Origin of the sequence: Rhodococcus sp. ACS1 (genome assembly GCF_002300155.1) — a bacterium.
Taxonomy (GTDB): domain Bacteria; phylum Actinomycetota; class Actinomycetes; order Mycobacteriales; family Mycobacteriaceae; genus Rhodococcus_F; species Rhodococcus_F koreensis.
The window spans coordinates 406873-429856 of the sequence record NZ_NSDZ01000001.1 but is presented as its reverse complement, the minus strand read 5'-3'; the positions used below and the strand labels follow the sequence as shown (position 1 = coordinate 429856).

21 protein-coding genes are annotated in these 22984 nt (G+C 70.7%); 6 read left to right on the top strand and 15 right to left on the bottom strand.

Annotation, left to right across the window (positions count from 1 at the left end; translation table 11 throughout):
- Positions 1-15 precede the first annotated feature (15 nt).
- From CJ179_RS02020 to CJ179_RS01990, 7 genes are all read right to left on the bottom strand, one after another.
- Positions 16-1452 (bottom strand): GuaB1 family IMP dehydrogenase-related protein, encoded by a 1437-nt coding sequence (locus tag CJ179_RS02020; RefSeq protein ID WP_095860583.1) that lies wholly within the window; start codon positions 1450-1452, stop codon positions 16-18.
- 3 nt (positions 1453-1455) lie between these two features.
- A complete protein-coding gene (locus CJ179_RS02015) occupies positions 1456-2334 on the bottom strand; it encodes a DMT family transporter (RefSeq protein ID WP_095860582.1) in 879 nt (292 codons plus the stop codon).
- Positions 2335-2339: 5 nt separating this feature from the next.
- On the bottom strand, positions 2340-3737 hold the full coding sequence (locus CJ179_RS02010; protein WP_095860581.1) for a DEAD/DEAH box helicase: 1398 nt from the start codon (positions 3735-3737) through the stop codon (positions 2340-2342).
- A gap of 96 nt (positions 3738-3833) precedes the next feature.
- Positions 3834-5285 carry an NADP-dependent phosphogluconate dehydrogenase gene (gene gndA / locus CJ179_RS02005; RefSeq protein ID WP_072942016.1) on the bottom strand — a complete coding sequence of 484 codons (1452 nt, stop codon included), beginning with the start codon at positions 5283-5285 and terminating at the stop codon, positions 3834-3836.
- A gap of 132 nt (positions 5286-5417) precedes the next feature.
- Positions 5418-7343 (bottom strand): DEAD/DEAH box helicase, encoded by a 1926-nt coding sequence (locus CJ179_RS02000; protein ID WP_095860580.1) that lies wholly within the window; start codon positions 7341-7343, stop codon positions 5418-5420.
- Between the two features lie 225 nt (positions 7344-7568).
- Positions 7569-8522 carry a M56 family metallopeptidase gene (locus tag CJ179_RS01995; protein WP_072942013.1) on the bottom strand — a complete coding sequence of 318 codons (954 nt, stop codon included), beginning with the start codon at positions 8520-8522 and terminating at the stop codon, positions 7569-7571.
- A gap of 26 nt (positions 8523-8548) precedes the next feature.
- On the bottom strand, positions 8549-8962 hold the full coding sequence (locus CJ179_RS01990) for a BlaI/MecI/CopY family transcriptional regulator (RefSeq protein WP_015890703.1): 414 nt from the start codon (positions 8960-8962) through the stop codon (positions 8549-8551).
- Between the two features lie 178 nt (positions 8963-9140).
- Here CJ179_RS01990 and CJ179_RS01985 point away from each other — a divergent pair, with 178 nt between their 5' ends.
- On the top strand, positions 9141-11729 hold the full coding sequence (locus CJ179_RS01985; protein ID WP_095860579.1) for a rhomboid family intramembrane serine protease: 2589 nt from the start codon (positions 9141-9143) through the stop codon (positions 11727-11729).
- A gap of 6 nt (positions 11730-11735) precedes the next feature.
- Here the strand turns inward: CJ179_RS01985 and CJ179_RS01980 are convergent, their stop codons facing one another.
- From CJ179_RS01980 to CJ179_RS01970, 3 genes are read right to left on the bottom strand one after another with little or no spacing between them, the layout of a single operon-like run.
- The gene (locus CJ179_RS01980) at positions 11736-12569 is read right to left on the bottom strand and encodes an ABC transporter ATP-binding protein (RefSeq protein WP_072942010.1); all 834 of its coding nucleotides are present in this window, start codon (positions 12567-12569) and stop codon (positions 11736-11738) included.
- Complete coding sequence (locus tag CJ179_RS01975; protein ID WP_095860578.1) at positions 12566-13672, bottom strand: iron chelate uptake ABC transporter family permease subunit; 1107 nt, start codon at positions 13670-13672, stop codon at positions 12566-12568. The genes CJ179_RS01980 and CJ179_RS01975 overlap by 4 nt, the downstream gene beginning before the upstream one ends.
- Positions 13669-15138 (bottom strand): iron ABC transporter permease, encoded by a 1470-nt coding sequence (locus tag CJ179_RS01970; RefSeq protein ID WP_095860577.1) that lies wholly within the window; start codon positions 15136-15138, stop codon positions 13669-13671. Before CJ179_RS01970 ends, CJ179_RS01975 begins: the two co-directional genes overlap by 4 nt.
- 184 nt (positions 15139-15322) lie before the next feature.
- On the opposite strand from CJ179_RS01970, the gene CJ179_RS01965 reads away from it, so the two are divergent.
- Positions 15323-16096 (top strand): hypothetical protein, encoded by a 774-nt coding sequence (locus CJ179_RS01965; protein WP_095860576.1) that lies wholly within the window; start codon positions 15323-15325, stop codon positions 16094-16096.
- Between the two features lie 250 nt (positions 16097-16346).
- Positions 16347-16808, top strand: a complete 462-nt coding sequence (locus CJ179_RS01960; RefSeq protein ID WP_095861035.1) for a PaaI family thioesterase — start codon at positions 16347-16349, stop codon at positions 16806-16808.
- A 78-nt stretch (positions 16809-16886) separates the two neighbouring features.
- On the opposite strand, the gene CJ179_RS01955 is transcribed toward CJ179_RS01960, so the two are convergent.
- From CJ179_RS01955 to CJ179_RS01935, 5 genes are all read right to left on the bottom strand, one after another.
- Entirely contained in the window at positions 16887-18281 is a 1395-nt protein-coding gene (locus CJ179_RS01955) for an NAD(P)/FAD-dependent oxidoreductase (RefSeq protein WP_072942006.1), read from the bottom strand.
- A gap of 184 nt (positions 18282-18465) precedes the next feature.
- Positions 18466-18639 carry an adenylate cyclase gene (locus CJ179_RS01950; protein ID WP_072942004.1) on the bottom strand — a complete coding sequence of 58 codons (174 nt, stop codon included), beginning with the start codon at positions 18637-18639 and terminating at the stop codon, positions 18466-18468.
- Between the two features lie 129 nt (positions 18640-18768).
- A complete protein-coding gene (locus tag CJ179_RS01945; RefSeq protein WP_095860575.1) occupies positions 18769-19593 on the bottom strand; it encodes an MBL fold metallo-hydrolase in 825 nt (274 codons plus the stop codon).
- 17 nt (positions 19594-19610) lie between these two features.
- Complete coding sequence (locus tag CJ179_RS01940) at positions 19611-19934, bottom strand: AzlD domain-containing protein (protein ID WP_072942000.1); 324 nt, start codon at positions 19932-19934, stop codon at positions 19611-19613.
- On the bottom strand, positions 19931-20605 hold the full coding sequence (locus CJ179_RS01935) for an AzlC family ABC transporter permease (RefSeq protein ID WP_095860574.1): 675 nt from the start codon (positions 20603-20605) through the stop codon (positions 19931-19933). Before CJ179_RS01935 ends, CJ179_RS01940 begins: the two co-directional genes overlap by 4 nt.
- 83 nt (positions 20606-20688) lie before the next feature.
- Between CJ179_RS01935 and CJ179_RS01930 the strand changes: the two genes are divergently transcribed.
- The 3 genes from CJ179_RS01930 (at position 20689) to CJ179_RS01920 (ending at position 22976) form a co-directional block, all read left to right on the top strand.
- Complete coding sequence (locus CJ179_RS01930) at positions 20689-21243, top strand: helix-turn-helix domain-containing protein (RefSeq protein ID WP_095861034.1); 555 nt, start codon at positions 20689-20691, stop codon at positions 21241-21243.
- 157 nt (positions 21244-21400) lie between these two features.
- Positions 21401-21763, top strand: coding sequence for a YciI family protein (locus CJ179_RS01925; RefSeq protein WP_072941996.1), 363 nt, complete (start codon positions 21401-21403; stop codon positions 21761-21763).
- A gap of 1 nt (position 21764) precedes the next feature.
- Complete coding sequence (locus CJ179_RS01920) at positions 21765-22976, top strand: RNA polymerase sigma factor (protein ID WP_095860573.1); 1212 nt, start codon at positions 21765-21767, stop codon at positions 22974-22976.
- Positions 22977-22984: the final 8 nt, after the last annotated feature.

The window sequence follows — 22984 nt, the reverse complement described above, 5'->3', positions numbered from 1 at the left end:
TTCAGGATGCAGTCCTCACCAGCCGGCCGGCAGCGGGCGACCCTCCGCGAACCCGGCGGCCGACTGCACACCGAGAACGGCCCGCTCGTGCAGTTCCGCCAGCGTCCGCGCGCCCGCGTACGTGCAGGTGCTGCGCACCCCGGAACAGATGTGGTCGATCAGGTCCTCGACGCCGGGACGCTCCGGGTCCAGGCGCATCCGGGAACTCGAAATACCCTCCTCGAACAGCCCTTTCCGGGCCCGGTCGAAGGCGGTGTCGGTGGCGGTGCGTGCCGCGACCGCGCGCTTGGAGGCCATCCCGAAGCTCTCCTTGTACGCGTTGCCGGACTGGTCCACGCGCAGGTCGCCGGGCGACTCGTAGGTGCCGGCGAACCACGATCCGATCATCACGTTCGACGCGCCCGCGGCCAGGGCGAGCGACACGTCGCGGGGGTGACGGACGCCTCCGTCCGCCCACACGTGCGCACCCATCGCGCGGGCCTGCGCGGCGCATTCCTCGACGGCGGAGAACTGCGGCCTGCCCACCCCCGTCATCATCCGGGTGGTGCACATCGCGCCCGGCCCGACCCCGACCTTCACGATGTCGGCGCCCGCGTCGATGAGGTCCCGGGTGCCGGCGGCGGACACGACGTTGCCTGCGACCAGCGGCACCCCGAGATCGGCCTTCTTCAGTGCGCCGAGGACGTCGATCATCTTCTGCTGGTGGCCGTGCGCGGTGTCGACGACCAGCAGGTCGGCTCCGGCATCGACGAGGGCGCGCGCCTTCGCGGCGACGTCGCCGTTGACGCCGACGGCCGCGGCCACCCGCAGCTTCCCGTTGCCGTCGACGGCGGGCTGGTAGATGCCGTCCCGGATGGCGCCGGTGCGGGTGAGGACACCGGCGAGGGTGCCGTCCGGGTGCACGATCACGGCGAGGGAGTCGTGCGTGCCGTCGAGGAGTTCGAACACCTCCCGCGGCGACGCGGAGTCGGGGGCGGTGACGAAGTCGGTCAGCGCCACCGCGCGGAGCCGCGCGAACCGGTCGACGTCCGCGCAGGAGGCCTCGGTGACGACACCGACGGGGCGGTCGTCCTCGACGACGACGACGGCGCCGTGCGCCCGCTTCGGCAGCAGCGCCAGCGCGTCGGACACGGCCGCGTCGGGGCCGAGGGTGACCGGGGTGTCGGCGACCAGGTGCCTGCTCTTGACGAAGGCCACGGTCTCCGCGACGGCACGGGCGGGAAGGTCCTGCGGGAGGACCACCAGACCACCACGGCGGGCGACGGTTTCGGCCATGCGGCGCCCGGACACCGCCGTCATGTTCGCGACGACGATCGGGATGGTGGTGCCCGAACCGTCGGCGGTGGCCAGGTCGACGTCGAATCGCGACGTGACCTCGGTGCGGTTGGGCACCAGGAACACGTCGTCGTACGTCAGGTCATAGGGAGGGCGATGCCCGTCGAGGAACTGCACATTTCAGGACGATACCGGGGAAATTGCGGCGATGCCGGATGTCCGCTGAGCCTGCGACCTGGACAGTCCGATCGTGGCCACCAGCATCACCGCGACCGAGCAGCCGACCACCACCAGTCCGGGTCCTGCGACCCGCAGGCGTTCGTCGAGGACGGTCATGCCGAGGAACACGGCGGCGAGCGGTTCGGCGATGGTCAGCGCGGGCAGCGACGCGGACAGCGGACCCACCTGGAAGCCGCGTTGCTGCAGATACACCCCGGCCAGCCCGGCGCCGACCAGCGCCCACGCCTGCCAGCTGCTCAGCACCGCCCACAACCCGCGGGGGACGAGTTCGACGACGTACTTGGTGAACGCGACCGCCACCCCGTACAGGATGCCGCCCGCCCCGCCGAGCAGCAGGGCCCGCCACCCGGGGTCGATCTTCGTCATCCCCGCCGCGGCCGCGGCCGCCACCACGGCGAGCAGGATGCCGAGGGGCACCACCCATTCCCGGAACGGGGCGTCGATGTTCCCCTCGGTGGGGTCGCCGATCACCAGGAAGATCGCGAGCGCCACGGCCAGCGCGACGGCGAGGGCCCACGTGGTGCGGCTGAGCCGGTACCCGGAGAACTTCGCCGACAGCGGCAACGCGAACAGCAGCGCCGTCACCAGCAGCGGCTGCACCACGAGCACCGACCCCAGCGCCAGCGCCACCGCCTGCATCACGTAGCCGCCGCCGTCCCCGACGATGCCGGCCCACCAGCGGGGACTGCGCAGCAGGGTGGCCAGGAACGCGGCGTCCTCGGGGACCTCGGACGCGGCACTCTGCTGCGCGACCGACGCGCACGCGAACAGCAGCGCCGCGATCAGCGCGCACACGACCGACGCGAACGGCAGGGACATGCCTCTCAGTGTGCCCCGCGGTTGCGGTGTCCGTGGGGAGTTGACGCAGGTCCGGGTTTCCGGCCGCGGCGCGCACCCGACCGGGCCGCTCCGCCGTCGCCGGGCCTGCCGCGGCGGGCGGCGCGACCCGCGGGGTCGTGCGCCTGCCTGCCCTTCTTCGGGGTGTCCTGCGCCTGCGCCCGGGTGTCCGGTGCGGGGACGGCCTTCCCGGTGGGACGGCGGGCCCCGGTGAGCTCGGCCAGCACCCGGTCACCCGGCCGCACCGGGGTGCCGGTGACGTCGAGACCGGCCTTGCGGGTCAGCTTCTCGACCGCGGCCCGCTCGTCCTCGGTGACAAGGGTGACCACCACCCCGGACTCGCCCGCGCGGGCGGTGCGCCCCGCCCGGTGCAGGTAGTCCTTGGCCTCGGTGGGCGGATCGACGTGCACGACGAGCGTGATGCCGTCCACGTGGATGCCGCGGGCCGCCACGTCGGTGGCCACCAGGACCGGGGTGGTGCCGTCGGCGAACGACTCCAGGGTGCGGGTGCGGTTGTTCTGCGCCTTGCCGCCGTGCAGGGCCCCGGCCGCGATGCCGGCGGCGTGCAGTTCCTGCGCCACCCGGTCCACACCGTACTTGGTGCGCACGAACATCAACGTCCGCCCCGACCGTGAACCGATATGTGCCACAACGGAATACTTGTCCTGCCGGTCGACGTACAGCAGGTGGTGCCGCATCGTCGGCACCGCCGCCGCGACCGGCGCCGTCGAATGCGTCACCGGGTCGTGCAGGTACCGGCGCACGAGGGTGTCGACCTCCCCGTCGAGGGTCGCCGAGAACAGCAGCCGCTGCCCCCCGGCCGGCGTCTTGTCGAGGATTGCCGTGACCTGCGGCAGGAACCCCAGGTCCGCCATGTGGTCGGCCTCGTCGAGGGCCAGCACCGTCACGTCGTCGAGGGACACCGAGCCCTGCGACAGGTGGTCGGCGAGGCGCCCCGGCGTCGCGATCAGCAGGTCGACACCCCGCGACAGCGTCTCGACCTGCCGTTTGATCGGAACCCCGCCGACGACGTTCGCCACCCGCAACCCCACCGACAGGGCCGGCTCGTCCAGTGCGCGTTCGATCTGCACAGCCAGTTCGCGGGTGGGCACCAGCACGACGCCGCGCGGGTACCCGCGCCTGCTGGCGGCGCCCTTGAGCCGCACGAGCATCGGCAACCCGAACGCGAGGGTCTTCCCCGACCCGGTCGGCGCCCGGCCCAGCACGTCCCGGCCCGTGAGGACGTCGGGAATGGTGGCCGCCTGGATCGGGAACGGCGCGGCGATGCCGCCGCGGTCGAGGGCGTGGGTCATCACCGCGGGGAGACCGAGCGCGAGGAACGTCTCACCCACCGGTGCGGGCGAGGAGAACTCGTCGTCGGGCATATCGAGAAGGCTACCGCCTCGAGCGCGGGGCCTCCGACGCCTCGGCCGTGACGTACACGGGGTACGTCACGGCCGGGGACGGTCGATCGGGGAGGGTCAGGCCTGCACTTCGCTGCGGTCACCGCTCCAGAGGGTGTGGAACTTGCCCTCGGCGTCGACCCGCTCGTAGGTGTGGGCGCCGAAGAAGTCCCGCTGCCCCTGCGTCAGGGCGGCGGGCAGCCGCTCGGCGCGCAGGGCGTCGTAGTAGGACAGCGAGGACGCGAACGCCGGCACCGGGATCCCCAGCAGGGTGGCGGTGGACACCACGCGGCGCCAGCTGTCGATGGCCGTCTCGATGGCGTCCCGGAAGTACGGGGCCAGGATCAGGCTCGGCAGCTTCGGGTTCTCGTCGTACGCGTCCTTGATGCGATTGAGGAACCGGGCGCGGATGATGCAGCCGCCACGCCAGATCGTCGCGAGGTCGGCGGGGTGCAGGTTCCAGTCGTATTCGGCGCTGCCTGCCGCGATCTGGTCGAATCCCTGCGCGTAGGCCACGACCTTCGACGCGTACAGGGCCTGCCGGATGTCCTCGGTGAACTGGGCGGCGTCGGCGGGCTTGTCGGCAAGCTGACCGGACGCGAGACCGACCGCGGCCTTGCGCTGCTCGCGGGCACCGGACAGGGCACGGGCGAACACGGCCTCGGCGATGCCGGTGACGGGGACACCGAGGTCGAGGGCGGACTTGACGGTCCAGCGGCCGGTGCCCTTCTGCTCCGCGGCGTCGACGATCACGTCGACGAGGGCCTTGCCGGTCTTCGCGTCCTTCTGCCGCAGCACCTCGGCGGTGATCTCGACGAGGTAGCTTTCGAGGTCGCCCGCGTTCCACTCGGTGAACACGTCGGCGACCTGGTCGGCGTCGTAGCCGAGGGCGTCGCGGAACAGGTTGTACGCCTCGCCGATCAGCTGCATGTCGGCGTACTCGATGCCGTTGTGGACCATCTTCACGAAGTGCCCGGACCCGTCGGGGCCGATGTGCGTGCAGCAGGGGGTGCCGTCGACCTGCGCGGCGATCGACTCGAGCAGCGGGCCCAGGGCCTGGTAGGACTCCTTCGGTCCGCCCGGCATGATCGACGGGCCGTTCAGCGCGCCCTCCTCGCCGCCGGAGATGCCGGCACCGACGAAGTGCAGGCCACGGTCCCGGAGGGAAGCCTCGCGCCGGATCGTGTCCGTGTAGAGGGCGTTGCCGCCGTCGATGATGATGTCACCGGGCTCCATCGCCGAGGCGAGTTCCTCGATGACGGCGTCGGTGGGGTCGCCGGCCTTGACCATGATCAGCACGCGGCGCGGCTTCTGCAGCGCTGCCACGAACTCCTCGATCGTCTCCGTGCGGACGAAGTCACCTTCGCTGCCGTGCTCCTCGATGAGGGCGTCGGTCTTGGCGATGCTGCGGTTGTGCAGCGCGACCGTGTGACCGTGCCGGGCGAAGTTGCGGGCGATGTTCGAGCCCATGACGGCCAGTCCCGTGACGCCGATCTGCGCGCGGGCACCCTCAGTGTTGTCGATAGTCATGGATACAGCATTCCCTCTCGCTCGGCGGTAGTGAAATCGGCGGCTACGAAAAGCTCGACCGGCTAAGCCAAACACACGAAGGCCGGCCGTCGCACATGCGACGGCCGGCCTTCGTGTCACGGCATCGTTCGATCAGCTGCGGCGCTCACGGCGCGGGCCGTCGAAGCCGTCGTAGGAGCGACGGTCGGTACGGCTGCGGAACCCGCCGCCGGTCGACGCGGGACGCCGCTCCGACGTGGCTGCGGGGCGCCGATCGTCCCGCCGATCGTCCCGGCGGAACCCGCCTGCGGCGCCGCGGTTGTCGCCGAAGTCGCGGCGCGGTGCGCTGCGGTCGAAGCTGCGCTCGCCGGAACCGCGGTGGCTGTCGCCGCGGTCCCCGTAGTCGCGCCGGGGTGCGCTGTCCCCGAAGTCGCGGCGCGGAGCCCGATCGGAGAACGTCCGGTTGTCGCGGTCACCGCGGTACCCACCGCGGTTGTCGCCGTCACGCTGGGGGCGGTCGCCCCGGTAGCCGCCGGACCGGTTGTCGGTCTGGTCGCGGCGCGGGCCGCGCCCTTCGTAACCCCGCCCCTCGTAACTCCGGCCCTCGTTGCCGCGGCCCTCGAAGCTGCGACCACCCGACGGGCGGTCACCGTAGCTGCGCTCACCGGCGTCGCGGCGGGGGCCGCCCCGGTCGGAGGAGCCGCGACCGTCGAAGCCGCGGTTGCCGCGGTACCCGCCGCCGTCGCGGCCGGCGTACCCGCCTTCGCGGCGGGGCCCGCGGTCACCGAACTTGCGGTCGCCGCCGCGCTCGCCGCGGGAGTAGGTGTCACGCACCGGTTCTCCGCTGGGCGCCTTGGCGCCGGTGATGCTGGCCAGCTTCTCCGAGCCGGGGGTGACGGGCACGGCGGTGGCGTCGACACCCGCCATGCCGGTCAGGCGGCGGAACGTGCGCTTCTGGTTGGGGAGCACGATCGCGACGACGGTGCCCTTCTCGCCTGCGCGGGCCGTCCGGCCTGCGCGGTGCAGGTAGTCCTTGTGGTCGGCGGGCGGATCGACGTGCACGACCAGGTCGATGCCGTCGACGTGGATGCCGCGGGCGGCGACGTCGGTGGCGACGAGCACCGGGGTGCGGCCGTTCTTGAAGCGTTCGAGGACCCGGGTGCGCTGGTTCTGCGCCTTGCCGCCGTGCAGGGCCTCGGCGGCGATGCCCACCGCGCGGAGGCGGTCGGTGATGCCCTCGCAGCCGAGCTTGGTGCGGGCGAACATGATCGTGCGGCCGTCGCGGGCACCGATTTCGGCGAGAACGTTGTCCTTCTGGCCGCGATCGACGAGCAGCACGTAGTGCTCCATCGTGTCGACGCTGGCGCGACCGTCCTCGGTGGAGTGCTGCACGTGGTCGGGCAGGAACTGGCGGACCAGCGACTGCACCTCACGGTCGAGGGTGGCGGAGAACAGGAGACGCTGGCCGTCGGCCGGGGTCTCGCCGAGGATGGCCCGGACCTCGGGCAGGAAGCCCATGTCGGCCATCTGGTCGGCCTCGTCGAGCGCGGTGATCTCGATGGAGTCGAGGATGCAGGTGCCCTGACGCAGGTGGTCGTTCAGCCGGCCGGGGGTGGCGACGAGGATGTCGACGCCGCGGCGCAGCTGGTCGACCTGCTTGGTGAACGGGGTGCCGCCGACGGCGGGGCGGACGGTCAGTCCCATGGCCCCGGCGTACGAGTTGAGGGAGTCGACCACCTGGAACGCGAGTTCACGGGTGGGGACGAGCACCAGCGCGCGGGGACGCTTGGGTGCGGGCCGGTCCTCGTGCCGGGACAGGCGGGTGAGCATCGGCAGGCCGAATGCGAGGGTCTTGCCCGATCCGGTCTGTGCGCGGCCGAGCACGTTGGTGCCGGCCAGCGCATCGGGGACGGCCAGCGCCTGGATCGGCGACGGGACCGTGATGGAGTTGCGGGCGAGGGCCTGCACCAGGGGTGCGGGCAGGCCGATCTCCGCGAACGTCACGGTGGCGTTCTGATCAGGGGTTTCGGTCTCGGTCTGCTCTAGTGGGGCAGACGTCGTCTGGACAGCGTTGGTCACGCAAATACCTCTCCGGGCATAGGGCGCGTCGCGGAGCGGGGGCTGTCATGCAGCACGCACAAAGGGACGAGCCAGGGCACATGTCACCTGGTCAATCCATTCGCGGAAGTGCGGGGAATTGGGCTGTGTGCCGTTTCAGTGTTGATGGGCCGCAGTGGCGACCGCCGACCAGTGTACGCGACGGGGGACCCGGTTATCGAACCCGGCGGGATGTGAGGTGGGCGACTATACGGCGCTGAACAATCGGCTCAGCTCGGTGAGCCAGGGGACGGCGACGGCGATGGTCGGCACCACGAGGATGGCCACGGACGCCGCGTAGGCGGCGAGCGCGACCCGGGTGCCCTGTTCCGTGGACGCCAGGCGCTGCACCCGCAGCAGGGTGCTGGGACCGCCGGCGGCCATGGCACCCTTCGGGGCGACCGACCCCGAGCAGGCGACGAGTGCGCGAGCCAGTGCGGTCGGCCCGGTGGCGCGGACGGCGGAGTCGTCGGCGAGCATCTCCACCAGCAGCTGCACCGATCCCAGCGCGGACTTGCTGCGCACCACGGTGGGGAAGGCGGCGTTGACGGCGGTGAAGGCCTCGAGGACGAGGTCGTGCCGGGCCCGCAGGTGGGACCGCTCGTGGGTGAGGATCGCGGTGATCTCCGCGTCGTCGAGGTTGGTGAACGTGCCCTGGCTCAGGACCACCCTTTGCCGCAGCCCGGGCAGGCAGTAGGCGATGGGCTCGGTGACGTCGAGGACCCGCAGGTCGGGGGTGCGGGCGAGCGGGGACGACGAGTCGCAGCGGTCGAGGAGGTCGACGAGCATGCGGTGCCGGGCGCGCCGACGCCGGGTGCGGACACCGACCTGCACGATCGCGAAGATCAGTTTGGCCCCGACGAGGAGGGTCAGCGCGAACACCACCACGTACAGCAGCCACAGCGGCAGGCCGAGGGCGTCGATCTCGGCGACCGGTGCGGTGGTGGGGCGGCCGTCCGGTCCGGGGACGAGGAGCTGGCTGGCGATCGCGAGTCCCGAACTGAACGCGGACAGGACCGCGGCGAGGGCGATTGCCTGCCACAGCACGAGTGCTGCTCGGGGGGCGTGATGCGGCCATCGGGCTCGACTCAGCAGCGCAGGGACAGGCCCTGCGAGAAGAAGTGCGAGTACTCCGAATACCAGCGCGGTGGTGGCGTCCATGTCCTACTCATCATGCATGACGAACGTCAGCCGGCGCGAACGGTTCCCGACTGATTGTCTCCGGTGGTCCGTTCCTTGGCCTCGAGCGCGGCGAGGGCCTCGCGGAGCGCGTCGGCCTCGTCGGCGCCGACCTGGCCGACGAAGTGCACGAGTGCGGCCGCGCGGCTGCCGGACTTGTCGGCCTGCTGCAGGGCGTCCACCATGAGGCTCGCGACGAGTTCCTCACGCTGGTGCACCGGCAGGTACCGGTGGGCGCGGTCGTCGCGCTGCTGGATGACGAGGTGCTTCTTCGCCAGCCGCTGAAGCACTGTCATGACAGTGGTGTACGCGAGTTCACGGCGTGCCGCCAGTGCCTCGTGCACCTGCCGTACCGTCTGCGGTTCCGAAGTGGACCACAGGTGATCCATCACTGCGCGTTCGAGTTCGCCGAGTCCAGCCATAAACCGATTCTACGGATACGACGACGCAGATACGTACTACTGGTAGTAGTAAAACTGCGTCACGGCGTGTGGTATTGGCCATAGTCCGAACGGGTGGATTACGGTCGGGTTGGCTAGCGGCCGACCCGCCGGGCAAGCTTTCGTTCTCGACATCGCGGAGAGAGTGGGGACCTGGCGGATGAAGACCGACGACAGCGCGGCAACCGGACACGGTACGGCAGCGAGGGTCAAGGGTCGGACGGGGCGGGCCGCGGAACGGGTCTGGGGCGGGGTGCGGGGCGCACCGGTCAGCATCTCGCTGCTGGTTGCGATCTGGATCCTGGCGATCGCCACGTCCAGCGTGATCAGCGGGCCCTCCCACGACCTGTCCCAGCACGTCGCGATCGGGATCCGGGCGTTCCAGAACGGCTGGGTGTGGACGCTGCTCACCGCCGGGCTGTGGGGCGACGACGTCCTGGCGTACCTGTCGACGACCGTGCTGCTCCTGGTGGTGGCCGCGCCGCTGGAACGCCGGATGGGGTCGGCGCGGTTCACCCTGGCCGCGGTCGCCACCCAGGTGCTCGGCGGGTTGCTGGCGCTGTCGGTGGCCGCGGTCGCGAAGGTCGTCGACGCGAACTGGGGTTTCCGGCTGCACGTGGGGATGGCCGTCGGCCCGAGCACCTGGATCGTCGGCGCCGCGATGGTGGCCAGTTCCAACATGGGCACGCTGTGGCGGCGGCGGATCCGCGTCGGAGTCCTCGCGTTCACGATCACCCTGGCGCTGTTCAGCGGGTCGCTGCAGGACGTGGTCCGGCTGGCCGCGGCCGTGGTGGGACTGGTGATCGGCCGCTGGATCGTCGGCCGCTCCGCCCGCGGCGAACGGATCGCGGGCACCCAGCGGGAGGGCCGGGTGCTCGTCGCGATCGTGGTGGCGGCCAGCGCGATCGGTCCGATGATCGCCGCGCTGTCCGCGGAGGCGGTCGGGCCGCTCGCCGTGCTGCGCGACCTGTTCCGCGGCGTGCCGTACACGGCCGGCGAGGTCCGCGACCTGTGCGAGGTGTCGGCGGCGGACCCCGAATGCCGGCGCGGGCTGCTCGAACTGCGCCTGTCCGGGGTCGGGCCGACCCTGCTGAGTCTGATGCCGTCCCTGTTCCTGCTCACCCTCAGCGACGGCCTCCGACGGGGCCGTCGCTTCGCGTGGGTGGCGTCGGTGATCGCCCAGGTCGTCCTGCTGGTGCTGTCGCTGCTGAACTTCGCGGTCCGGTTCGTCGACTCCCTCGACGAGGACTCCCTGTTCTACGGTCTCGCCGACCCGAACCTGTACCGGACGCTGGTGCCGTTCCTGACCCCGCTGGCGATCCTGGTCGCGCTGCTCGCGACCCGGCGGTTCTTCGACGTCTCCGCCCCGGCCGGGACGTACCGGCGGCTGGCGGGCGTCCTGGTGGCGCTGGTCGCCGGTCTCGCCGTCCTCTACGTCCTGGGCGGATTGTGGGCGCGGCACGGGTTCGACCCCCGGCCGGGAACGACGACGCTGCTGGCCGACTTCCCGGAGCGGCTGATCCCGCCCGTGTACCTGCAATGGCTCGACCCGCGGCTGCTGCCGGAGAGCATCCCCGCGACGCTGCTGTACGAGTGGACCGGGGTGGTGTTCTGGGTCGCCCTCTGCGCGCTGGTCGCCGCGACATTCCTCAGCCCCGCCATCGGCTCGGACTCGAAGTCCACCGAACGCGCCCGGGCCCTCCTGAAGTCGGGGAGCGGGAGCCCGCTGTCCTGGATGACGACGTGGCGCGGCAACAACTACTGGTTCTCCGCCGACGGCACCAGCTACGTCGCGTACCGGGTCATCGCCGGTGTCGCCCTGACCACCGGCGACCCGGTCGGCCCACCGGACCGGTTGCGGGACACCGTCGAACACTTCGCCGAGTTCGCCGCCGCCAACGGCTGGATTCCGTGCTTCTACTCGGTGACCGGTGAGGTCCGCGGCATCACCGACGCCCTCGGCTGGAGCGGCATCCAGGTCGCGGAGGAGACGGTACTGGATCTGGGGCAGATCGCGTTCACCGGCAAACGGTTCCAGGACGTCCGCACCGCCCTGAACAAGGCGAAGAAATCGGGGATCACCGCCGAATGGGTCAGCTTCCCCAGCGCCCCCCGGGCGATCACCGATCAGATCACCGCGATCTCCGAGGAATGGGTGGCCGACAAGGGCATGCCCGAAATGGGTTTCACACTCGGCGGACTCGACGAGGTCGACGACCCGGAGGTCCGCTGCCTCATCGCCGTCGACGAGGACCGCACCGTCCACGGCATCACGTCCTGGCTGCCGGTGTACCAGGACGGGCGGGTGGTCGGCTGGACCCTCGACTTCATGCGGCGGCGGGCCGAAGGGTTCCGGCCGGCGATGGAGTTCCTCATCGCGTCCGCGGCACTGAAACTGGAGGAGGAAGGGGCCCAGTTCCTGAGCCTGTCCGGCGCCCCGCTCGCGAAGGTCGAGCAACCGGACGGCGACGCCGACGAGCGGGAACGGTCGGAGTCGTCGAGCCTGTCGGCGGTGATGGACAGCGTGCTCGATCTGCTCGGCCGCACCCTGGAACCGGTGTACGGGTTCCGTTCGCTGCTGGCGTTCAAGTCGAAGTTCCAGCCCCGGTACGTGGCCATGCACATGACGTTCGCCGACCCGGCCGCCCTTCCGAGCATCGGCAACGCCGTCGGCAGGGCGTACCTGCCGACGGTGTCGCTGGGGCAGAGTTACCGGCTGGTGCGGACGATGATCGGCGGGCGGCGCTGACGGCCGCTACTTCGCGTTCGGTCCGCCGATCGCGCCGTACACGTGGCGGGTGCCGATCGGCACCACCAGCGGGCGGTCGGACACCGGGTCGGCGATGACCGCGGCCTCTAGGCCGAACACCTCGAGCAGCAGTTCGGCGGAGATGATGTCCTTCGGCGCGCCGGACGCGACGATGGTGCCGTCCCGCATGACGATCAGCTGGTCGCTGTAGCGGATCGCGAGGTTGAGGTCGTGCAGCACCATCACCACCGTGCGGCCCAGTTCCTCGTGCATCCGGTCGACCAGGTCGAGGACCTCGACGGAATGCGCCAGGTCCAGGTAGGTGGTGGGCTCGTCGAGCAGCAGGATGTCGGTTCCCTGCGCGAGGGCCATCGAGATCCACGCCCGCTGACGCTGACCACCGGACAGCTGGTCGACGGGGCGGTCCGCGAGGTCGGACACCCCGGTCAGGGCGAGCGCCTCGGCGACCTCGCACTCGTCGTCGGAGGACCACTGCCGCAGCCACGACTGGTGCGGGTGCCTGCCGCGGGCCACCAGGTCGGCGACGGTGAGGCCCTCGGGGGCCACCGGCGCCTGCGGGAGCATGCCGAGGGTGCGGGCGACGTCCTTGGTGCGCATCGACCCGATGGCCTTGCCGTCCAGCAGCACCGAACCGTTGCGCGGCTTCAAGAGTCGCCCCAGCGCGCGCAACAGCGTGGACTTGCCGCAGCCGTTCGGCCCGATCACGGTGGTGATCACCCCGGTCCGCACCTCGAGGTTCAGGTGGTCGACGATGACCCGGTCGCCGTACCCGAGGCTCAGGTTGTCGGCGATCAGTCGAGAGTCAGTCTGCACGGTCATGCCGAGACCTTCCGATTGTTGCGAACCAGCAGATAGAGCAGGAATGGGCCACCGAGTGCCGAGGTGACGATACCCACGGGCAGTTCGACGGGCAGGATGGTGCGGGCGACGACGTCGCTGCCCACCACGAGCACGGCGCCGGTCAGCGCCGACGCGATGAGTGGCGGACCGGCGGACTGCACCAGTCGCAGCGCCACCTGCGGCGCGGCGAGCGCGACGAATCCGACCGGGCCTGCCGCGGCGGTGGCGATGCCGGCGAGGGCGACGGACATGAGCAGCAGCCGGGCCTGCGACCACTGCAGCCGCACCCCCAGCGACACGGCGTTGTCGTCGCCGAGACGCAGCGCGCCCATCGTGAACGAGGAGATCACCGCGTAGCCGCCGACGAGGACGACGGCGATCGTGACGGGCCACACCTGACTCCAGGAGGCGCCGTTGAGGGACCCGTTGAGCCACACCTGGGCCCGCGAGGCGTCGTTGATGTCCGCCGAGATCAGCAGCCACCCGGTGACCGCGATGAGCATGGCGTTGACACCGATGCCGATCAGGATCAGCCGGTACCCCTCCACCCCGCCGCGCCACGCGAGCAGATAGATGACCAGGGCGGTGAGGAGTCCGCCGACCAAAGCGGCCAGCGGGATCCCCAGGGTGGCGAGGATGCCGACGAAGCTGCCGCCGCCGCCGAGGACGATCAGCGCGACCGCGGCGGCGCTGGCACCGGACGTGATGCCGAGGATGTCGGGGCTGGCGAGGGCGTTGCGGGCGATCGACTGGGTGATGGCGCCTGCCAGGCCGAGGGCCATGCCGATGAACACCCCGGTCAGCGACCGCGGCAGGCGGAGGTCCATGACGATGAAGTTCTGGGCCTTCGTGCCGCCGCCGAACAGCACCCGCGTGACCTCGGGGATCGACAGCGGGTAGTCGCCGCGGCCGATGTTGAGGCACAGCACCAGGAACAGGGCCGCCAGCAGCGCGACGTTGACGGCGATGCCGAGGGGGCGCAGGACCAGGGAGATCGGTCCGAGGCGGAACGCGGGGCGGGCCGGCACCCGGGCCGCGGGCAGGGCGCCGAGGTCGGGGCGCACGTCGTCTCGAGTGCTCACAGGCTTGCCAACTTTCTGCGCCGAACCAACGCGATGAAGAACGGTGCCCCGAACACGGCGAGCACGATTCCCACCTGCAACTCACCGGGCCGGACCACGACCCGTCCGATGACGTCGGCGGTCACGAGCATCACGCCGCCGAGGAGCCCGGCGTAGGGGACCAGCCACCGGTAGTCGGGGCCGGTGATGGCCCGCGCGACGTGGGGGACGACGAGGCCGATGAACGCGATCGGACCGCATGCCGCGGTGGCCGCACCGGTGAGGAGGGTGATCGCGACGATGCCGAGCGCACGGCTGGCCGCGATGTTGGTGCCCAGCGACCGGGCCACGTCCTCGCCGAGGCTGAGGACGTTCAGGCCCGGCGTGCTGACGAGGGCGAGGATCAGCCCGAGGACCAGGAACGGCAGCACCTGCCACAGCACGTCGAAGCCGCGGCCGGCCACCGACCCGACCACCCAGAACCGGTAGGAGTCGAGGCTGGACTGGTCGACGATGATGATCGCGTTGGTCATCGCCTGCAGGAAGAACGCGACGGCGGCGCCGGCCAGCGCCAGACTCAGCGGGCTCGCCGCCCCGTTGCCGATCGACGAGAGCCCGAACACGATCACGCTCGCCGCGAAGGATCCGGCGAACGCGAACCACAGGTATTCGCTGGGGGCGCTGAACCCGAACAGGTACATCGACAGCACGACGAGGAACGCGGCGCCGGCGTTGAGGCCGAGGAGTCCGGCGTCGGCGAGCGGGTTTCGGGTGTGCCCCTGGATGAGGGCGCCCGCGACACCGAGCGCCATTCCGACGACGAGGCCGAGCACGGTGCGCGGGCCGCGGAGCGTGCGCACGATGATGTCGGTTTGCGAGCCGTCCGGATCGAACAGTGCGTGGAAGATCTCCGCGAACGACAGCGGCCGCGCCCCGACCGCGACGCTGGCGAGCAGGACCAGTCCGAGCAGGATCACGAGGACGCCCAGACCGATCAGCCGGCGCCGGCGGATCGCGGCGACGCTGACGTCCCTCTCGCGGACGGCGAATCCCTCGTCGGTGGCGGTGCTTTCCCGGACGACCTCGGTGCCGGTGCGCCGGAACGCCCGTTGCAGCGACCGTTTCGGGCCGATCGCGTCGCCGGTGTGGGTGTCGCGGGTGACGAGGCCGACCCAGCCCTTGCCCGAACTCTGCCCGGTGTTGCCTTCGCGAAATCCGCGGTTCCACAGGGCGAGTCCCAGCGCGATCGCGACGGCGGCGCCGCCGAACACGACCCGGTCGGCCTCCCCGCCGCCGTTGTCGTCGCGGAGGGAGTCGACGATGTACCACCCGAGAACGAGCGGGATGGCCACTATCCCGATGTCGAGCAGTCCCGCGAGTGCCCGGAGGTACAGCGGGGCGGGACCGCGCGGAACGTCGCGCTTTCCGTAGGGCTCGTCGGTCGGCAGGTGCGGGATGTCGCTGCCGAACTGTCTCGTCGTCGTCACTGGCGGGGGAAGCTCCTGACGTGTGTGCCTGTGCACGGGATCTGCACTGATTCAAATACTTAGGTTACGGAACCCTATCCCCGTTGCCACATCCGGCGGGGCGTCCCGGGTGCCACGGTTCGCGGGGGTGCCCCACATCACATGATGTCAAGTCTTGATATTTGGTTAGGCTCACCTATGTTTGGTGGTGTTCCATCCCGACCGATTGGAGTGCACGGTGACTTCGACCCTGTCCGCCCCCGCGACCGCACTGGACGTGTCCTGCACACGACTTCGCGCGCTGAACGCCGAGTATCCGCGCATGTACGCGGTCGCGACGATGGCAGACGAGGGTAAACGCAGGTGGTGGTCGCTCGCCGACGACCTCGACGGCGACCGGGTGCCCCGGATGTGGGCGCGTTCGCTCGAGGACGTCCCCGATCCGGACGTCGCCGCCATGCAGGTGGCCACCGCACTCATTCACGCGGTGGTCGGGCGTGTCACCGCCCTCGTCGTGCTGGAGGGGCGGGCCTGGGACCCGGGGCTCGAGAACCTGTGGATCCACATGGACAGTGACGAGGGGATCGACTGGGCGGGCGTCGCCGACGACACCATGCGCGTGCTGCCGGACGACCCCTACGCCGGCGCGCCCCGGACAGTCACCGTGCCGTGCGAGCGGGCACTCCTGCTCTGGACGGTGCATCGCAGTCTCACGTCGCTGCACCCGGTGTTCGACGCGATCGCCCGGCTGACGCCGACCGATGCGTCCCGATTCTGGGGGCTCGTGGGGGAGTCGGTGCTCGGCGCCGCGACGTACGTGCCGATCCTCGCTGGTGGCGGTGAGGCCGCCGCGCAGCGCCGCGGTCAGGGCATCCTGGACGCCTTCGTGGCGGCCGGCGTACCGGTCCGCTCGAAGGGCCGGATCACGCGCCCGCACTGCGGTCGGCTGGGTCAGGCGCGGAAGCGCTTGCTTAATTAGGGAAGCCTTGCCTATACTCATGGCAGACGTCGAGCAGAAACGCCGACGCCGAGAACCGAACTACCGGACCGCGCAGGAGTCCTGAGGGCTGCAGTGACTCCCAGGTCCATCCCACGGCGGGCCTCACGCTGAACAAGCGTGAGGCCCGCCGATCCGTTTGCCCCACCTGCTTCCCCCGCCGCCCGTCCCGTCGTGTAGGCAGGAGTGCGGGTGCGCCGCGAGAGCGCACAGCGATCCGATGGAGAGTGCGATGGTGGATTCCGGGCAGCAGCAGGCATCGAACGGCGACGGGCACGGCGACACCGCCGCGCTGGCCGATCAACTGGGCAAGGGATTCGACGCCCTCATCGGACTCGAATACCTCGAACTCGGTCCCGACCGCGTGCGCGCGCAGTGGACGGTCACCCCCGACCTGCAGCAACCAGCCGGAATTCAGCACGGCGGCGTGTACTGCTCTGTCATCGAATCGGTCGCCAGCACGGCGGGCACGGTCTGGCTCGGCGGCCGCGGCCACGTCGTCGGCGTCAACAACAACACCGACTTCCTCCGCGCGACGCGGGAGGGAACGCTGACCGCCGAGGCCAGCCCCGTCCACCGCGGCCGCACCCAGCAGTTGTGGGAGGTCCGGATCACCGACGAACAGGATCGGCTGGTCTCCAAGGGGCAGGTCCGGCTCGCGAACATCACTGACACCGGACGCCTCGGCAACTGACACACCCCGGACACGGCGGAGGGGACGGACCCGATGGTCCGTCCCCTCCGCCGTGGTCAGCTCAGGTGGATGACCGTGTCACCCGGCGGCCTTGCGCTGCTCGCCGCCGGACGACTTCTCAGCGGTCTCCTTCTCCCGTTCGTGCCGCTCCAACTGCTCCATCGCGTTGCGGGCGAACACCCACTGCTCGGTGGACGCCATCTGCGCGCGTCCGCGACCGAGGAACGTCACCGTCCACGACAGCACCGTCGACAGCCGGCTGCGGAACCCGACCAGGTACATCAGGTGGATCGCCAGCCACGCCACCCAGCCGATGAATCCGCTGATCTCGAGCTTGCCGACCTTCGCCACCGCGCTGAACCGCGAGATGGTGGCCATGCTGCCCTTGTCGAAGTACTTGAACGGCGGCCGGTCCGCCGGCGTCTGCCCGCTCAGCCCGGCCTTGATTTGCTTGGCCGCGTACTTGCCGCCCTGCATCGCGACCTGCGCCAGACCCGGCAGCTTGTCCAGCGACATCATGTCGCCGATCACGAACACGTCCGGGTGCCCCGGCACCGACAGGTCCGGGTTGACCAGGACGCGTCCGGCGCGGTCGATCTCGGCGTCGGACTGGTCCGCGATCTGCTTGCCCAGCGGGCTCGCCTGCACACCGGCCGACCACACCTTGCACTGCGACTCGATCCGGCGCTGCGTGCCGTCCTTGTCCTTGACGACGAGGCCGTCCACGTCGACGTCGACGACCATCGCGCCGAGCTGGATCTCGATTCCGAGCTTCTCCAGCTGCTGGCGGGCCTTGCGGCTCAGCTTGCCGCCGTAGACGGGCAGGACGTCGTCCGCGCCGTCCAGCAGGATCACCCGGGCCTCGCGGGGGTCGATGTTGCGGAACGCCCCCGACAGGGTGCGCCGCGACAGTTCCGCGATCTGGCCGGCGAGCTCGACACCGGTCGGGCCTGCGCCGACGACGACGAACGTCAGCAGCCGGGCCCGCTCGGCGGGATCGCTCGACAACTCGGCCTGCTCGAACGCGCCGAGAATCCGGCCGCGCAACTCCAGTGCGTCGTCGATCGTTTTCATGCCGGGCGCGAACTCGGAGAAGTGATCGTTGCCGAAATACGACTGTCCCGCGCCGGCGGCGACGATCAGGCTGTCGTACGGGGTGACGGTGGTCCGGTCCAGGAACCGGGAGGTGATCGTCTTCGCCTCGAGATCGATCTTCTCGACATCGCCGAGCAGCACCTGCGTATTCTTCTGCTTCCGCAGCACGAGCCGGGTGGCGGGGGCGATGTCGCCGACGGAGAGAATGCCGGTCGCCACCTGGTACAGCAACGGCTGGAACAGGTGGTGAGTGGTGCGCGCGATCATGGTGATGTCGACATCGGCATTCTTCAGCGCCTGTGTGCCGAACAACCCACCGAAGCCGGATCCAATGACCACGACGCGATGGCGGCGTGACTCAACCGACTGGATACTCATTCCGTGCTCCTCGAAAAATAGGCGACTCCTGTCACGGTAGTCGCCTTGTCCTCGAGCGTCTCAGTAAGGCGTGCTTCCCTGCGCCCGCGGCCGGAATCGATCCAGAAGACCCGCCGCCCCCGCCACGTACGAAGGCGGGCAGCCCCTCCGTGAGGGACTGCCCGCCTTCCGGTGCTCAACGCGGCTATTCCGCCCGGCCGATCCGCTTCCTGCCCGAGGGAGTTCCGGTGGAGTCCGGGGGGATGAAATCCGATTTGATCGAGAACACGAACAGGGCCGTCACCCCGACCACGACGACAAGAATGGTGAGGACTACGACCACGTAGCCGAAACCGACACCAATTGCTGTCAAGTCCATCAGACCTACCTCCTCAGTCGCTGCTCACGCTACTGCGGAGGGTAGCCGCTATCGCCGCGTCGGCGGGGAAGAACGATTACAGTGCCCCCTCGAAGGCGCCGCCCGGCGCCGTGGCCGGTTCCGCGACCGTCACGTGAGGTGATCGAACTCCCCGGTCACCCAGGCGCAGTGCCGGGTCGCCGAATACTCGAGCGCCTCCCGGCCGTCGTGGTCGATGACGTTGTCGAAGTTGCCGATGATGCGGTCGAACTCCAGGTGCGACAACTGGTCCGCGATGCGCCGCACCACCGCCGCGGACAGCGGCAGCCGGTTGGGGTACGACCGCAGGAACGACACGGTGCGGCGGTCCGGGTTGGGGAACACGCCGTCGCCGGTGAGCAGCACACCCCGGCCGTCGCCGCCGCCGCGCCAGTGCGCGACGGCGCTGCCCGGGAAGTGCCCGCCGATCTGGTGCAGGGTCAGCCCCGGCGCCACCTCGTGGGTGCCGGACCAGAACACGATCGGCCCGTCGGAACGCGCCAGCCAGGAGCGGTCCGCCTCCGCCACCAGAATGGGCACCTCACCGAGCGCCGTCGACCACTGCGTCTGGACACCGAACATGTGCGGGTGACTGCCCGCGACGGCGATGACCGGGCCGTGCGCGGCGACGGCGTCGACGGCCGCGGCGTCGACGAATCCGATCGGATCCCACAGCAGCGACCCGGCGGGGGTGCTGATCACCAGGGACTGCTGACCGATCGCGGTCTTCGGGTCCACGTACAGGCCGTGCAGTCCCGGCTCGACTTCGTGTTGGACGGCGCGGTACCCCGCGCCTGCCAGCGCCTCGACGGTGGTCCACTCCTGCCCGCCGAGCGGAATGTACTGGCGTTCGTCGGCGCAGATCGCGCACTCGTCGGGGAGCGGGGTGTTCGGGTCCTGTTCGACGCCGCACGTGGCACAGAGATGAAATAACACCCCTCGATGATGCATCCTCACGGCACGCCGAGGAGCCGCAATCCGGCGGCCGCGGCGGCAGCGGACAGGACGATGACGACGAAAGGCGCCTTCCGCCAGGCGAGTAGGCCCGCGACGACGACCCCGGTGGGACGCGCCACTCCGGCGAGGTCGTGGCCCTCGGTGAGCGCCGCCGTGCCCACCAGGGCGGTGAGCAGGACGACGGCGGCCGACGCCATGGTCCGCTCCACCCAGGGCCGGGTCGCGATCCGCGGCCGCAGCACCGGCCCGGCGAATCGGAACGCGAACGTGCCCGCCGCGAGCACCCCGACCGACCCGATCAACACGAGGTGCCCGGTCACCGCAGCACCGTCCGCCGCACACCCGCGAGCAGGCCCACCAGCGCTGCGAGCACCGGAAGCCCGGCGGGCAGGACCGGCGTGGCCGCCAGGGCGACGACGGAACCGATCAGCGCAGGCACCCGCACGTCCCGATCACGCAGCGCCGGCAGCACCAGGGCCAGCAGCACCGCCGGGAACATCGCGTCCAGACCGAGCGCGGCGGGGTCGCCGATCGCGTTGCCCGCCAGCGCGCCGAGCAGCGCCCCGAGCGGCCAGCACACCGCGATCCCCACACCGCACGCCCAGTACGCGGCGCGCCTGCGGTCCGGGTCCGTCTCCCCGAGCGCGAACACCACCGACTCGTCGTTCATCAGGTGACTGCCCGCGACGCGCCGGAGCCCCCGCCCGAGCACGTCACCGACCGCCAGACCGAACGGCAGGTGCCGCGCGTTCACCAGCAGTCCGGCGATTGTCGCCGCGATCGGGCTGCCGCCGGCCGCGACGATGCCGACGAACAGGAACTCCGCGGAACCGGCGAGGACCAGCACCGACAATGCGACGGGCAGCCATGCGCCGAGCCCCGAGCCGACCGCGATCGCGCCGTACGATATGCCGACCAGTCCGTCGGCCAGGCACACGAGCGCGATGTTCCGGAGGTCCCGCGAGCCGAGTGTTCGCTTCATCGAACGCATGACTTATATACTGAACAGGTGGCGTATTGTTCGTCAAGTCGAACGAGCCGACCGAAATAATGAACAGCCTCGGGAAGGGAACCATGGACGGGAAATCCCCGCTGGGATACATCGGCCCCTCGCTGCGCCGCGAGCGCGAACGGTCGGGCATGTCCCTGACCGAGGTCGCTCGCCGTGCCGGGGTTGCGAAATCCACTCTGTCCCAACTGGAATCGGGAGGCGGGAACCCGAGCGTCGAAACCCTGTGGGCCCTGTGTGTGGCGCTGGATGTGCCGATGTCGCAACTCCTCGATCCGCCCCGCCCGCGCGTCCAGGTCATCCGGGCCGACGAGGGACCGGAACTGACCTCCGACCGGGCCGACTACCGCGCCACCCTCGTCGCGTCCTGCCCGCCGTCCGCGCGCCGGGACCTCTACCGCCTCGCCGTCGAACCGGGACCGGCCCGCGAATCCGAACCGCACATGCCCGGCGTGGTCGAGCACGTCATCCTCAGCGCCGGGCGCGCACTCGTCGGCCTCGCGAGCGCCCCCGTCGAGCTCGGGCCCGGTGACTACATCGCCTACCCGGGCGATGTTGCACACGTGTTCGAGGCGCTGGAGCCGGGGACCCGCGCCGTGCTGGTGTCCGAGCACAACTGACGGCACCCGGGGCAACTTCGTCGTGCACGGTGTTTCCTCGTGCACAGTGTTTTTCGTGCACAGTGTCGATTCGGGGGGCCGGCGTTCGTATAGGAGGTGGCGGCCGGCCACAGCACATCCCGAGGAGCCGACCGTCCGATCCGAGGAGGAACCCGACATGACCCAGTACCTGTTGAGCGTGTACCAGCCCGACGGTCCCGCTCCCGAACCCGATGTCCTCGCGAAGATCGCCGACGACCTCGACGCCCTCAATGAGGAGATGGTGTCCGCAGGCGCGTGGGTGTTCAGCGGGGGACTGTGCGCCCCGACGACCGCGACCGTGCTGCGGGCCCGCGGCGGCGACGTGCTTGTCACCGACGGCCCCTACACCGAAGGCAAGGAGCATCTCGGCGGATTCACCATCGTCGAGGCCCCCGACCTGGACGCCGCGCTCGGGTGGGGTCGCAAGCTCACCCGGGCGACGACGCTGCCCATCGAGGTCCGGCCGTTCGCCCACCACGCCGGGGCCGGAAGCCACTGACGTGATCGGCACCGCCGACATCGAACACGTGTTCCGCACCGAACACGGTCGCGCGGTCGCCGTCCTGGTCGGCGTGTTCGGCGACATCGACCTCGCCGAAGATGCCGTCCAGGACGCCTTCGCCGAGGCGGTGCAGCGCTGGCCGTCGGCCGGGCTGCCACCGAGCCCCGCCGGGTGGATCATCACCACCGCCCGGCACCGCACGATCGACCGACTCCGGCGCGAGGCGTCCCGGCACGACCGGCACGCGCAGGCCGCGCTGCTGCTCGCCCGCGACGAACCGACGGAGGAGGGCGCCGTGCACGACGACCGGCTACGCCTGATCTTCACCTGCTGCCACCCGGCGCTGGCACCCACCGCCCAGGTCGCACTGACCCTGCGCCTCCTCGGCGGACTCGGCACCGCGGAGATCGCCCGCGCCTTCCTGGTGCCCGAGCCGACCATGGCGCAGCGCCTCGTCCGGGCCAAGGGGAAGATCCGGGACGCCCGGATCCCGTACCGGGTGCCGGACGAGACCGATCTCCCGGACCGTCTCCGCACCGTCCTGGCCGTCGTCTACCTGATCTTCAACGAGGGGTACACGGCGAGTTCGGGGGACCGGCTGACACGGGCGGATCTGTGCGCCGAGGCCCTCCGTCTCGGCCGGGTCCTGGCTGCCCTGATGCCCGGCGAACCGGAGGTCACCGGGCTGCTCGCGTTGATGCTGCTGATCGAATCGCGGCGCGCCGCCCGCACCGACGCCGACGGACGACTCGTGCTCCTGCCCGACCAGGACCGCAGTCGGTGGGATCGCGACCTCGTCACCGAGGGACAATCTCTGGTGCGGGACTGCCTGCGACGCAACAAACCGGGCCCGTATCAGATCCAGGCCGCGATCAACGCCGTCCACAGCGACGCCGAGACGGCCGCCGACACCGACTGGTGGCAGATCCTGCAGCTGTACGACCAGCTGATGTCGCTGGCGCCGAGCCCGGTGGTGGCGTTGAACCGGGCCGTCGCCGTGGCGGAGGTACGGGGTCCGGCGGAGGGGCTGGCGCTCGTCGACCAGCTCGACCTCGACGACTATCACCTGTACCACGCGGTGCGGGCCGACCTTCTCCGCCGCCTCGGGCGCCCCGTCGAGGCCGCCCGCGCCTACGACGCGGCACACGACCGCACCGAGAACGCGGCCGAGCGGGAATTCCTTCGGACACAGCGCGATTCGATCGGATGACGTGCGCG

Coding starts and splice junctions, on each gene's coding strand:
- CJ179_RS01955 (WP_072942006.1), bottom strand. CDS start 18,281: ATGAGTATCCAGTCGGTTGAGTCACGCCGCCATCGCGTCGTGGTCATT.
- CJ179_RS01950 (WP_072942004.1), bottom strand. CDS start 18,639: ATGGACTTGACAGCAATTGGTGTCGGTTTCGGCTACGTGGTCGTAGTC.
- CJ179_RS01985 (WP_095860579.1), top strand. CDS start 9,141: ATGAAGACCGACGACAGCGCGGCAACCGGACACGGTACGGCAGCGAGG.
- CJ179_RS01980 (WP_072942010.1), bottom strand. CDS start 12,569: ATGACCGTGCAGACTGACTCTCGACTGATCGCCGACAACCTGAGCCTC.
- gndA (WP_072942016.1), bottom strand. CDS start 5,285: ATGACTATCGACAACACTGAGGGTGCCCGCGCGCAGATCGGCGTCACG.
- CJ179_RS02015 (WP_095860582.1), bottom strand. CDS start 2,334: ATGTCCCTGCCGTTCGCGTCGGTCGTGTGCGCGCTGATCGCGGCGCTG.
- CJ179_RS01990 (WP_015890703.1), bottom strand. CDS start 8,962: ATGGCTGGACTCGGCGAACTCGAACGCGCAGTGATGGATCACCTGTGG.
- CJ179_RS01925 (WP_072941996.1), top strand. CDS start 21,401: ATGACCCAGTACCTGTTGAGCGTGTACCAGCCCGACGGTCCCGCTCCC.
- CJ179_RS01960 (WP_095861035.1), top strand. CDS start 16,347: ATGGTGGATTCCGGGCAGCAGCAGGCATCGAACGGCGACGGGCACGGC.
- CJ179_RS02010 (WP_095860581.1), bottom strand. CDS start 3,737: ATGCCCGACGACGAGTTCTCCTCGCCCGCACCGGTGGGTGAGACGTTC.
- CJ179_RS01995 (WP_072942013.1), bottom strand. CDS start 8,522: ATGGACGCCACCACCGCGCTGGTATTCGGAGTACTCGCACTTCTTCTC.
- CJ179_RS01935 (WP_095860574.1), bottom strand. CDS start 20,605: ATGCGTTCGATGAAGCGAACACTCGGCTCGCGGGACCTCCGGAACATC.
- CJ179_RS01930 (WP_095861034.1), top strand. CDS start 20,689: ATGGACGGGAAATCCCCGCTGGGATACATCGGCCCCTCGCTGCGCCGC.